Origin of the sequence: Kitasatospora sp. NPDC086791 (assembly GCF_040685975.1) — a bacterium.
Lineage (GTDB): Bacteria > Actinomycetota > Actinomycetes > Streptomycetales > Streptomycetaceae > Kitasatospora.
The window spans coordinates 1-12,363 of record NZ_JBFBOC010000008.1; the positions used below are offsets into that span (position 1 = coordinate 1).

At 74.8% G+C, this 12,363-nt stretch carries 9 protein-coding genes; 6 read left to right on the top strand and 3 right to left on the bottom strand.

Translation table 11 applies throughout. The features are described from left to right. Positions 1-338 precede the first annotated feature (338 nt). On the bottom strand, positions 339-2,747 hold the full coding sequence (locus AB0Q99_RS13880; RefSeq protein ID WP_363571297.1) for a SulP family inorganic anion transporter: 2,409 nt from the start codon (positions 2,745-2,747) through the stop codon (positions 339-341). A gap of 455 nt (positions 2,748-3,202) precedes the next feature. Next, positions 3,203-4,210: an ATP-binding protein gene (locus AB0Q99_RS13885; RefSeq protein ID WP_363571299.1), complete on the bottom strand. Its 1,008-nt coding sequence runs from the start codon at positions 4,208-4,210 to the stop codon at positions 3,203-3,205. 221 nt (positions 4,211-4,431) lie between these two features. Between AB0Q99_RS13885 and AB0Q99_RS13890 the strand changes: the two genes are divergently transcribed. Next, positions 4,432-5,322, top strand: a complete 891-nt coding sequence (locus AB0Q99_RS13890; RefSeq protein WP_363571301.1) for an oxidoreductase — start codon at positions 4,432-4,434, stop codon at positions 5,320-5,322. 475 nt (positions 5,323-5,797) lie between these two features. Here the strand turns inward: AB0Q99_RS13890 and AB0Q99_RS13895 are convergent, their stop codons facing one another. Further along, positions 5,798-6,697: an HAD-IB family hydrolase gene (locus AB0Q99_RS13895; RefSeq protein WP_363571302.1), complete on the bottom strand. Its 900-nt coding sequence runs from the start codon at positions 6,695-6,697 to the stop codon at positions 5,798-5,800. A gap of 784 nt (positions 6,698-7,481) precedes the next feature. Between AB0Q99_RS13895 and ssd the strand changes: the two genes are divergently transcribed. The 5 genes from ssd (at position 7,482) to AB0Q99_RS13920 (ending at position 12,297) form a co-directional block, all read left to right on the top strand. After that, positions 7,482-8,606, top strand: coding sequence for a septum site-determining protein Ssd (ssd, locus tag AB0Q99_RS13900; RefSeq protein ID WP_363571304.1), 1,125 nt, complete (start codon positions 7,482-7,484; stop codon positions 8,604-8,606). Continuing rightward, positions 8,606-10,009 carry a TadA family conjugal transfer-associated ATPase gene (locus AB0Q99_RS13905; RefSeq protein ID WP_363571306.1) on the top strand — a complete coding sequence of 468 codons (1,404 nt, stop codon included), beginning with the start codon at positions 8,606-8,608 and terminating at the stop codon, positions 10,007-10,009. Before ssd ends, AB0Q99_RS13905 begins: the two co-directional genes overlap by 1 nt. A 113-nt stretch (positions 10,010-10,122) precedes the next feature. Further along, positions 10,123-11,175 (top strand): type II secretion system F family protein, encoded by a 1,053-nt coding sequence (locus tag AB0Q99_RS13910; RefSeq protein ID WP_363571308.1) that lies wholly within the window; start codon positions 10,123-10,125, stop codon positions 11,173-11,175. Continuing rightward, positions 11,175-11,963 carry a type II secretion system F family protein gene (locus AB0Q99_RS13915; protein ID WP_363571310.1) on the top strand — a complete coding sequence of 263 codons (789 nt, stop codon included), beginning with the start codon at positions 11,175-11,177 and terminating at the stop codon, positions 11,961-11,963. The genes AB0Q99_RS13910 and AB0Q99_RS13915 overlap by 1 nt, the downstream gene beginning before the upstream one ends. Before the next feature lie 43 nt (positions 11,964-12,006). Next, entirely contained in the window at positions 12,007-12,297 is a 291-nt protein-coding gene (locus tag AB0Q99_RS13920; RefSeq protein WP_363571312.1) for a DUF4244 domain-containing protein, read from the top strand. Positions 12,298-12,363: the final 66 nt, after the last annotated feature.

Sequence of the window (12,363 nt, forward strand, 5' to 3'; positions counted from 1 at the left end):
GGCGGCCGCGGTGACGTTGGCGGCGGCGGCGAGCTCTGCCGGCGGGGCGAAGCGTCGCTCCTCCTTGAGCAGGTTGGCCAGGCTCTCGTTGCTCAACGCGCACTCCTCATCGAGTCATGATCGGGGACGATCCCGTGCGTGGGGATTGTCCCGTGTGTCCCAGCGCACAGCTCACCAGGCGAACGGGGCAGTTGACAAGAGGCTCCCAGGAATTGGTGTAGACCTTTGGCTGGTGACCGGACAACGGCCCGTACGGCCGACCGCGCGGGAGTGGAGAACCGTACCAGGGCTGGTGGGCCCGTGCCCCGGCCCGCCCGGCGGGGACACGGGCCCGGCTCTCAGGCGGCCAGCCGGGGCCCGTCGTCGTCGCCGGACGGAACGCGACCTTCCTCATTCACCCGGTCGGCCGATGCCCCGCCGGTCCGGGCCTCGGCACGGGCGTCACCGCAGGCGTCACCGCGGGCCTCGGTGCGGGCCTCGACCGGGCTGAACGTCCCGGCGGCGCGGTCCAGGACGTAGGCCTGGGCGGTCGCGAGGTCGAAGTACATTCCGACCAGTCGCAGGGTGCCCTCCTCGACCCGGCGCTCCACGGCCGGGTTCGCCATCAGCTGGTCCAACTGCTGGACCACGTTGGTGATGCAGAGCTGCTCCACCGGGCCCGCCACCGGCCGGGTGGTGAACTCGGCAGGCACCCGCCGGAGCCGGTCCAGCGAGCCGCGGCCGTTGCGCAGCCAGCGGGCCAGCGGGGTGGGCGGACCGGGGAGTTCGTGCACGCCGTCCAGCAGGGCCTGCATCGCGCCGCAGCCGGAGTGGCCGCAGACCGTGATCGAGCGCACCTCCAGCACCTCGACCGCGTACTGCACCGCGGCGGCCACCGAGTCGTCGGCCGCGCCGGGTTCGAACGGGGCCGGCACCAGGTTGCCCACGTTGCGGACGGTGAAGAGGTCGCCCGGGCCGCTGTTGGTGATCATGCTGGTGACCATCCGCGAGTCCGCGCAGGTCAGGAAGAGCTGGGAGGGCGTCTGCCCCTCCCGTGCCAGCCGGGCGAGTTCGGGCCTGATCAGCGGGGCGGTGTGCAGTTGGAACACCCGGACCCCGTCCAGCAGCCGGCCGTGCGGGTCCTCCTGCTGCTCGATGCAGTGGTGGCCGACCCAGGGCGTCCAGGCCCGGCAGCGGTGCGGTCCCGGTGAACTGCCCGCGCGCACCGTGCCGTCGGGGTCGAGCACCTCGTCGTCCTGACGCTTCGTCACCATCGAGACCCGGCCGCCCGCGTCCTGGTGCCCGGTGCGCCAGCTGTGCAGCGTCTCGTACGCGGCGTGGTCCAGGAAGGAACCGTCGTGGATCACGGTGACCTCGGCCCCGGCCGGGACGCCGGCCAGCGCCCGGCTGAGCCGGGGGACGGCGGTGAAGGTGAGCGGGCCGTGCGTCTGGACGGTGACCGAGCCGTCGGTCCCGGTCTCGACGTCCACGTGGGCACGGGTCAACCGGTAGAGCGCGAGCAGGACGGCGGTGCCGGCCCCGATCGCGACGCCCCACAGCACACCGGCCGCCACCACGGCGATCACGGTGGTGAGGTAGACCGGGAACTCGCGGTGCCGGTGCACGTTGCGGATGTGCGCGAAGCTCACCATCTGCAGCCCGACCACCAGGACCAGCGCGGCGAGCGCGGCCAGCGGGATCCGGCGCAGTCCGCCGGTCAGCGCCAGCGCGGCGGTCAGCACCCAGACGCCGTGCAGTACCGACGCCCACCTGGACCGCGCGCCGGCCTGGACGTTGGCGGTGCTGCGCACCGCGCCGCCGGCGATCGGCAGCCCGCCGATCAGACCGCTCACCACGTTGGCGAGGCCCTGGCCGCGCAGTTCGCGATCGAGGTCACCGCTGCGGCGGGACATCCGGTCGATCGCGACGGCGGAGAGCAGCGACTCCACGCCGGCCACGGCGGTGACGGTGAGGACGGCGGCGATCAGGCCGAGTACCGGGCCGTCCGGGAGGGCGGGCACGAAGGCGTGCGGCTGCCAGGCGGGCAGCTCGATGTGGGCGAGCCGCAGGTCCAGGGCGAGCGCCAGGGCGGTGGCCAGGGCGATGGCGGCCAGGGGGCCCGGAACCTTGGCCAGTCGGGCGCCCAGCCTGCCCGCGCGGCCCGGGAGTCGGCCGAGCCGGGGCCAGCCGAGCAGGACCGCCACGGTGACGGTGCCGACCAGCAGCGCGGGCGGGTGCGGTCCGGCCGACTGCCCCGGCAGGGCGAGGAGGTTGGCGATCGCGGAGCTCTGCGGCGAGCCGCCGAGCACGACGTGCAGCTGCGCGATGGCGATGGTGAGCCCGACCCCGGCCAACATGCCGTGCACGATCGCGGGCGAGACGGCGAGTGCCGTCCGGGCCACCCGGCGCACGCCGAGCAGGAGTTGGAGCAGGCCGGCGGCGAGGGTGATGGTGCAGGTGGCCTGCCAGCCGTACCGGGCGATCAGTCCGGCGGTGATCACGGTCAGCGCTGCCGAGGGGCCGCTGACCATGAGAGTCGTGCCGCCGAACAGCCCGACCACGATGCCGCCGACGGCCGCGGCGGCCAGCCCCGCGGTGAGCGGGGCGCCGGTGGCGAGTGCGATGCCGAGGGAGAACGGCACGGCGATCAGGAAGACCACGAGCGAGGCGGAGATGTCCTGCGCCCAGCGGATCCGGGCGCCGGGGCCCGGCGGTGCGTGGTCGGTGGTGTCGGAGGCGATGGGGGCACTGGAGATGTCGAGGGTCATGTGTCTTCCCGTCTGTCCGGGGGAGCGAACGCAGTCAGGTCCGGCGGTGAGTCCGGGGTGGGGCTCGGGGCGGATCGGCTGTCGTGGGTCGCGACGGTGGGCGGGATGGCGTGGGCGCGGCGGGGAGTGCGGGTTTCACCGGCCGGCGTTGACCATCGGGCCCGCCAGGAGCCTGGGCGAGGTGCGGGGTGTCTCGCCGAGGGCCGTCGGGACGGATCATCAAGACTCGGTAAACCGAGGGTAATGAAATCTTTGCACGGCGTTGTTACGGGAGGGAAGCGGAAAACCCCCTGATTCACTCCAATGGGTGGTGTTCGAACCGTCAGGAATCTGCTGGTGGCGGCGGGGAGGGCAAAGGGGCCGGGCGTGACGAACGGGTCGGACACGGCGAACGGGCCGCGGCCTCCCCGGGGTGGTGGGAGGCCGCGGCCCGTCCGGGCGCGGTGGCGCGGGCGTCAGGCGCGGGCGCCCGCCGGGGTCGGCTGCTCGCCGCTGTCCGCGAACCGGCCCGGGACGAAGCCCTCGTCGACCTGGGTCGCCAGGTCGATGCCGACCTTGGCGTTGGCCCAGCTCTCCGCGTTGCGGCGGTGGAAGAGCACGGCCTGCCCGGTGTAGCGGTGCGCGTCCCGTCGGCCGTACGCCGCGTCGGCCTCGGTCCGCAGCTGCGCCAGCACGGCCCGGTTGGCCGGCTCCAGGGACTTCAGCGGCGGCTCGGTGCCCTGCTCCAGGCGGCGCACCCAGTCCGACTGCCCGAAGGTGGTCAGCAGGTCGTCACCGACCTCGCGGCGGAGGAAGGCCAGGTCGTCCGGGCCCTGCACCTTGTTGCCGACCACCCGCAGCTGCACGCCGAAGTCGCGGGCGTAGTCCCGGTACTGGCGGTAGACGGACACGCCCTTGCGGGTCGGCTCGGCCACCAGGAAGGTCAGGTCGAAGCGGGTGAACAGGCCGGACGCGAAGGAGTCCGAGCCCGCCGTCATGTCGGTGACCAGGTACTCGTCCGGGCCGTCCAGCAGGTGGTTGAGCAGCAGCTCCACCGCGCCGACCTTGGAGTGGTAGCAGGCCACCCCGAGATCCTCCTCGGTGAACGCGCCGGTCGCCAGCAGCCGGACCGAGCCCTCGTCCAGCGCGATCGGGCGGGCGCAGGCGGCGTAGACCGGGTTCTCCTCGACGATCCGCAGCAGCCGCGAACCGCGGCCGGGCGGCGTGGTCTTGATCATCTCTTCGGCCGAGCGGATCAGCGGGTTGCTGCCGCGCAGGTACTCCTTGATCTCCGGCAGGTGCGCGCCGAGCGAGGGCAGGTCGGCGGCCTGGGCGTCCGTCAGCCCCAGGGCGGGGCCCAGGTGCTGGTTGATGTCGGCGTCCACGGCGATGACCGGTCGGCCGGCGGCGGCCAGGTGGCGGATGAACAGTGCGGACAGCGTGGTCTTCCCGCTGCCGCCCTTGCCCACGAAGGCGATCTTCATCTGGGGACTCCGGCTCTCGCTCAGGGCCCTCGCGCGGGGCCGCCTGTCCAGGGGCGCGGGCGACAGGAGCGCCCGCTAGTTGGAAATCGTTATCGTCTCCGATAGCGGTCATGCTAGCGGGGGTTTGCGGTTCGCCGGGGAAGGGAAGTGAGGATTGCCTCTAACGGGTGATGCGGGGTTGCTGTTCCGGGAGGGGTGGCCCGTTCATTACTCTCGGGTAGGTGAGCACTGGAACAGATCCCCTCGCCCCGCTGGCCCAGCTCCCCGGGGTGCCCGACGCGGTGGCCGAGGTGCGCAAGGCCGTCGACCGGCTCTACGGCCACCGGGTGATGCGCCGCCGCGCAGCCGAGGTCACCTCCGAGGCCGCGTTGCGCGGCGCCCGCGCGTCGGCGGCCCTGGCCGGGGCCGACTGGCCGCTGGAAGAGGTCCGCCGTCGCACCGACTTCAGTGCGGACGCCGAGGCCCGCGCGGTCGGCGCCGCCCTGCGGATCGCCGCCGAGGCCGGACAGCTGCTCAGCATCTGGCGGCACTCGCCGCTCCAGGTGCTGGCCCGGCTGCACCTGCTCGCGGTCGGCGACGGCGACCCGGCCGCCGGGCGCCCGCGCCGGGCGGGGGAGGGCGCCGAGGCGCTGTTCCCGCTGGAGCTGGAACCGGTGGAGAGCGTCCGGGTCGAGGCCGTGGACGGGCCGCTGCCCGAGCTGCCGCCCGCCCCGGGCGCGGAGGAGGTCGCGGCCCGGCTCGACCAGCTCTCCCGGCTGCTGGTGGCGCGCGCGGAGGGCCAGGGCGTGGGCACGCCGGCCCTCGTCGTGGCCTCGGTGGTGCACGGCGAACTGCTCGCGCTGCGCCCGTTCGGCAGCTACAACGGAGTGATCGCGCGGGCCGCCCAGCGGATCGTGCTGATCGCCGAAGGCCTCGACCCGAAGGCGATCTGCCCGGCCGAGGTCGGCCTGGCGGAACTCGGCACCGCCATCTACCGCCGGGCCCTCGCGGGCTACCTGGCGGGCACGCCCGAGGGTATGGCGGCCTGGATCGCGCACTGCGGCGCGGCGCTGCGGCTCGGCGTGCGGGAGAGCACGGCGGTCTGCGAGGCGATGCAGCGCGGCATGGCCTGAGCGGTCGGGCCGCGCGTTTCGAAGGGTCGCACGCTCCGAAACCGCGCGCAGTCGGAAGGGCCCCTCGTCCGGAGGGGTCCGGAGGGGCCCTGTGCTCGGAGAGGCCTCGCGCTCGGAAAGGCCCCGCGAAGGGGCCCGTACACATGCAGATGCGGCGGCACCTGATCCTGCTGGGTGCCGCCGCTGGTGCAGGTACCGGGTGACCATGCATGCACCGGAAGTGCCGATCAGACGGGGATCCTGCCCGTTCGTCTGGTCCGGCGGCCCGACAGCGGGTCGGCTGCATGTGGGTGCTCGGTTACCTGTACGCGCGGTCCGTGGGGCCTGAACTGCGTTGTCGGTTTGACCTCTTCGGTCCTGACCGGGTCTCGCGGGCCGTGCTTCATTTGTATCGCGTTTCGGGCCAAAGGGGAACCCGAAAAGAGAACTCTGTATCGATTGACCGTTTTGTCCAAGGCGGGCCGGGCGTGCGGCCTCAGGCGAGGGGGCGCCGCCGGCGGGCCAGGTACCAGATCACCCCGGCGGTCACGATCGCCGTCCCGACCGCGACCGCGGTCAGCACCGAACCGCTCGGAGCGGAGAACTCGGGCAGCCGCCGCCGGAGTTCCACCGGCTTGTCGAAGACGAGCACCGGCCACTCCCGGGCCTGCGCCTCCTTGCGCAGCGCGCGGTCGGGGTTGACGGCCGACGGGTGGCCGACCGCCTCCAGCAGCGGCAGGTCGGTGGAGGAGTCGCTGTAGGCGTAGGAGGAGGCCAGGTCGTAGCCCTCGACCGCGGCCAACTCCCGGATGGCGGCAGCCTTGTTCTCGGCGTAGGCGTAGTACTCGATCTCGCCGGTGTAGCAGCCGTCCTCGACCTGCAACCGGGTGGCGATCACGTGGTCCGCGCCGAGCAGCGCGCCGATCGGTTCGACCACCTCGGAGCCGGAGCTGCTGACGATCACCACGTCCCGGCCGGCCGCGTGGTGCTGCTCGATCAGCGAGGCCGCCTCGTCGTAGATGATCGGGTCGATCAGGTTGTGCAGGGTCTCGGCGACGATCTCGCGGACCTGCTGGACGTTCCAGCCCCGGGTGAGCGCGGAGAGGTACTCGCGCATCTTCTCCATCTGGTCGTGGTCCGCGCCGCCGACCAGGAAGACGAATTGCGCGTACGCACTCCGCAGTACGGCCCGACGGTTGATCAGGCCGCCCTGGTAGAAGGGGCGACTGAAGGCCAGCGCGCTCGATTTGGCGATGATGGTCTTGTCGAGGTCGAAGAAGGCCGCCGTGCGCGGCCCGTTCGACCGGGGGCCGGCGGGTGCGGGGCGCTCTTCGGGCCCGGTGGTGTCGTCCTGGGACTCGTCGGCGTGGTCGTCGGCGTTCTCGGTGGTGTCCACGGGAACCGAGGATAGAGGGAGCCGCAAAACACCCCGCCATTCGGTGTACTCACGGGCGTGCGGGTTTGTGTTTCTGGCCGCTCGGGTACACCATGGAAGTCACGGATCGTTCGCGACCGTGCTAACCCGGTCCGGCTCCTCCCCCCCGAGTCGGGCCGTGGATAGACGACCCCCGCTCTCCCCCCCGGCGGGGGTCGTCGCACGTCCGGGGCCATTTTCAGGGCTTGAAGGCCCTTCGCGGCGCATTCCGCGCGCGCCTCGCCGACGGGCTACAGGGGGTGTCGACAGCTCGGCCGGACGACCGCCTTTCGTCACTCTGTGTCGCCGTTTGCTCATGGCTGTCGAGGAATGAACGGCTTGGTTCCGACCGGCGGCGCGGGTCGCTGCGAGAGGGTTCCGGAAGGCGATCGGGAGACGGCCGGGAGAGCTCCGAGAGAGCTCCGAGAGAGCGCTGAGAGAGCTCCGAGAGAGGGCGTCGGGAGATCGTCCGATCGCGCTGCGACGGCCCGGCGGTTCATCTCCGTGACTCCTTTCGTCAATTCTTCGCCGATTAGCCCCCCGCCCGGGTGAACGTTTTCATCCACAGCCCACGAGTTATCCACAGGCAATCGGAACGTGGATGACGGAATCCGGATCTTCCCCCACCGTGATGGTCGGCGGCGGTCGCCGGGCAGGGCCTCATCCCCTTCCTCTTCCAGAGGTCTGCCGGGCGGCCGTCCGCCGGAACCGTCCGACGTGCGCCCCGGTCGCCCCTGGTGGCCGGCGGCGCGGAGGGGAGACCACCATGTCGACGCCGATCGCCGACCACGTCACCGCCGAGGGCCCCGGGGCCACCGGGCCGCTCGTCGTCACCGAGGACGAGGGACTGGCGGAGCACCTGCTGCGGCTCTGCGCGGCGGCGGGTACCGAGCCCAGGCTGATCCGTGGCGCGCCGCCGACGCGGGAGCTCTGGGAAGCGGCCTCGCTGGTCCTGGTCGGGGACGACCAGGCCGTCCGTTGCTCCGAGTTGGGCCGACGCGGCGGGGTGCTGCTGCTCGGACTGGACCTGGACGATCCCGGTGTGTGGGTCCGGGCCGTCCGACTCGGCGCCGAGCACGTGCTGTTCCTGCCCGATGCCGAGGCCTGGCTGCTCGACCGGATCGCCGACGCGGCCGAGGGCGGCGGGCCCCCGGCGGTCACCGTCGCGGTGCTCGGCGGCCGGGGCGGGGCCGGTGCCTCGACACTGGCCTGCGCCCTGGCGGTCACGTCCGCGCGGGCAGGCCGGCGGACCATGCTCGTCGACGGCGATCCGCTGGGCGGCGGCCTCGACATCCTGCTCGGCGGCGAGACGGCCCGCGGGCTGCGCTGGCCCGATCTGGCCGGCTCGCGCGGTCGGGTCAGCGGGTCCGAGCTGGCCCGGGCGCTGCCGGCGCTCAAACGGCTCGCGGCGCTGGCCTGCCTGTCCTGGGACCGCGGCGACACCCTGACGGTGCCGCCGGAGGCCATGCGCAGTGTGCTGGCCGCCTCGCGGCGGCGCGGTGGGCTGGTGGTGGTCGACGTGCCCCGTCACCTCGACGCGGCCGCCGGGCAGGCGCTGGAGCAGTCCGATCTGGCGCTGCTGGTGGTGCCGGCCGAGCTGCGCGCGGTGGCCGCGGCCGACCGGGTCGCCGCGTCGGCCCGGATGCGGCTCGGGGACGTCCGGGCCGTGGTGCGGCCGGTGCGGGCCGGCGGGCTCCCGGCCCAGCGGATCGCCGACGGGCTGCGGCTGCCGCTGGCGGGGGAGTTGGAGCCGGAGCCCGGCCTGGCCCCGGACGTGGAGAAGGGCGTCCCGCCCGGGAGCCGGGAGAGCGGCCCGCTCGCGCGCTTCTGCGCGACCTTCCTGAACGAGGTGCTGCCGCCGGTACCGGCGGTCGGAGGAGGTGTGTACTGATGGTCCGTCTGCGCAGAACAGCTTTCCGGGACGGCGTGCCCGGCCCGGGCACCGGCGGGCGGGAACACCGGCCGCTCCGGAGCGTGCCGCCGCCCGGCGGGCCGCCGGAGGCCGAGCACGGGCCCTGCCCGTACGGCCGGACGGCTCGCGAACAGCGGGCGGCGGCCCTGGTGGACGCGGTACGGCTGCGGCTGGCCGAGTCGGGGGCCGCCCCGACGGCGGGCTCGGTCGCGGCCGCGCTGCGGGCCACCCGGCCGCCGCTCGGCGGGGACGAGGTCCTGGACACCGTGCGCTCGCTGCGCGCCGAACTGGTGGGTGCGGGCCCGCTGGACCGGCTGCTGGCGGCGCCCGATGTCACGGACGTCCTGGTGAACGGTCCGGAGGAGGTGTGGGTCGACCGTGGCGGCGGCCTGCGCCGGGCCACCGGAGTCCGCTTCGCCGACGCCGAGGAGGTGCGGCGACTGGCCCACCGGCTGGCCACCGCGGCCGGGCGGCGGTTGGACGACGCCCGGCCCTGGGTGGATGCCCGGCTGCCGGACGGCACCCGGCTGCACGCCGTGCTGCCGCCGATCGCGGCCGGCTGCACGCACATCTCGCTGCGGGTCTGCCGGCCCCGCCCGTTCACGCTCGACGAACTGGTGGCGGGCGGAGCGCTGCCGCCGGAGGGCGCCGACCTGCTGGCCGGCATCGTGCGGGCCCGGCTCTCGCTGCTCGTCTCGGGCGGGACGGGCTCGGGCAAGACCACGCTGCTCGCCGCCTTGCTCGGGACGGTCGGGCCGGACGAGCGGATCGTGGTCGCCGAGGACTCCGCGGAGCTGCAGCCGGCCCATCCGCACGTGGTCCGGTTGCAGAGCCGCCCGCCCAACCAGGAAGGGCTGGGCGAGTTCACCCTCCGGGACCTCGTCCGCCAGGCGCTGCGGATGCGTCCGGACCGGCTGGTGATCGGCGAGGTGCGCGGGGCCGAGGTGTCGGACCTGCTGGCCGCGCTGAACACCGGGCACGAGGGCGGCTGCGGCACGGTCCACGCCAACACGGCGGCGGACGTGCCGGTCCGGCTGGAGGCCCTGGGCGCGCTCGCCGGGCTCGACCGGCCGGCCCTGCACAGCCAACTGCGGGCCGCGATCGAGGTGGTGGTGCACCTGGTCCGGGATCCGGGCTCGGGGCGCCGCCGGATCGCGGAGGTCCACACGTTGGCCGGGGACCGCGAGGGGCTGGCCGTGACCACCCCGGCGGTGGCCTTCCCGGCGGCGGGCGGCCTGGTTCCCGGGGCGGGCTGGGAACGGCTGGTCGGGCTGCTGGCGGCACGCGGGGTGGTGCTCGGGGCGGGGCCCGAGCCCGGATTCCCCGAGCCCGAATCCGACCGGTCCGGATCCATCGAGCCCGGGCTCGGGGGGCCGCCGTGACGGCGGGCGCGGGGCTGCGCGCGGCGGAACTCGCTTTCGCCCTGCTGCTCGGCGGGTGTGCCACGGGCGCCCTGGCGCTGCTCGGGGCCTGGAGGAGGAAGGACCGATGACGGATGGCAACGGAGGTCGACGGGATGACGCACGGTCGGTTCGAGCTCTGCTGGACGGTGGCGCTGTGCCTGGTGGCGGCCGCCGGATGGCGAGCGCTGCAGGAGCAGTTGCCGGGCGGGCGGCGCTCCAGGCTGGTGCTCGCGGGCAGCGCGCCCCCCGTGCGGGGGCCGAGCCCGGAGTCGGCGCCGCGGGCCCGGATCCGGCTGCCGGAGGTCCTGACGCCCGAACTGCTGGCCCTGCCGCTCGGGTTGGTCGCCGGGCAGGCCACCGGCTCACCGGTGCCGGTGCTTGCCGCGGCGCTGGCCGTCCTGCCGCTGCGCCGGTGGCGGTTGCGGCGGCGGCTGGTGGCCGAGGCCCGGCAGCGGGCCGCCGCCGTGGTGGAGCTCTGCGCCGGGTTGGCCGGGGAGCTGCGGGGCGGTGCGACGCCGGAGCGGGCGCTGCACCTGGTCACGACGCGGCTCGCCGCCGACCTGGACGGGCGGCGCAGGCTCGGCGAGGAGCCGGTGGCGCGGCTCGCGGCGGGCCGCTACGGCGGTGACGTGCCCGCCGCGTTCCACCTGCTGGCCGAACTGCCGGGCGGGAGCGGGGCGGCGGCCGTCGCGGCCTGTTGGCGGGTCGCCGCCGACAGCGGGGCGGGGCTGGCGGCCGCGCTGGACCGGGTCGCGGAAGCACTGCGCGGCGAGCGGGCGTTGGCGGAGGAGATCGCCGGGGAGCTGGCCGGGCCGCGGACGACGATCGTCGTCCTGGCCGCGCTGCCGGGCGCCGGACTGCTCCTCGGCACGGCGCTCGGGGCCCAGCCGCTGGCCGTCCTGCTGCACACACCCGCAGGGTTGGGCTGCCTCGCGGCGGGAGCGGTCCTGGAGGGGCTGGGTGTGCTCTGGACGGCGCGCATCGTCCGGTCCGCGGCCAGAGGCGCGCTGGAGGCCCCCAAGGGGCGCGGCGAGCCCCGCCGAGCGCCTGACGGTGTGCGGCCCGGGCTTCCCACGGGTGGACACGGCGGTGGGGTGTCGCGGCTGCGGGTACGGGCGCTCGGAGTGGGAGCGGGGGCCGGGTGATGCGCGGAGCAGAGTGGGCGGCGGCCGGGCTGCCGCTCGTGGTGGCCGTGCCGGCCGTGGTGGTGCGGGTGCGGGCGGTGGTGCGCGGTCGGGTGAGACGACGATGGGCGTTCGCCGGGGCTCGCGAGCGGGAGGCGGCGCGGAGGCTGACAGGGGCCGCGAGGCCAGGTGTCGGGCGTCGGCGACACCTGGCCTTGGTGGTCGGCGCCGGGCTCGCGGTGGCCCTGCTGGTCGGTGGCGGCACCGGGCTGGTCGTCGGAGTGCTGGCGGCGGCGGGCGTCCATCGGTGGTCGGCCCGAGCGCGATCGCCGGCGGACCGCCGGGCGGCCCTGGAGGAGGAGCTGTTGACCAGGCAACTCCCGCTGAGCGCGGAACTGTTGGCGGCCTGCCTCGGGTCGGCGGCGCTGCCCTCCGAGGCGGTGTCGGCGGTCGGCCGGAGCGTGGGCGCGCCGATGGGCCCCCGCCTGGTGACGATCGGGGCCGAACTGGCCCTCGGCGCACCGCCGGAGCTGTGCTGGAGGCGACTGGGCGAACAGCACCCGTCGCTGGCACCGCTGGCGCGCTGCCTGGTGCGGACGAGCCTCGGCGGAACCCCCGTCGCCGGGCCGCTGATCCGGCTGGCCCAGGGGCTGCGGACGGCGGCCGCCCGCGCGGCCCACGCCAGGGTCCGCCGGGCCGCGGTACTCGCCACCGCGCCGCTCGGCCTCTGCTTCCTGCCGGCCTTCGTGCTGATCGGCGTGGTGCCGGTGGTCATCGGCCTCACCAACCTGTTCGCGCAGGCCATGTGACCGGAAGTCGAATGTTCGGACAATCGAGAGACAGGAGAGATCCATGACTGCAGTGATCGCGATCAGGCCGGTCGGCGGGCGCCCGCTCCGGCGGCTGACCAGGGCCCGGCGGCTGCCCGGGGCTTGGCGGCGGACGAGCCGCTGGGCGGCCTGCCGGGTGCGCGGGGTGGCTCGGCACCGGGGCCGGTCGGACGCGGGGATGACCACGGCCGAGTACGCGGTCGGGACCTTGGGCGCGTGCGCCCTCGCGGCCGGGCTGTACAAGGTGGTGACCAGCGAGGCCATCACCGGCGCGCTGACCGACATGCTCCAACGGGCGCTCCATGCGACGTAGGGCAGGTGGGCCCGGAGGCGCGGGGCCGGGGCGGCGTGGTGACGGCGGCTTCGTCACGGCGGAGAC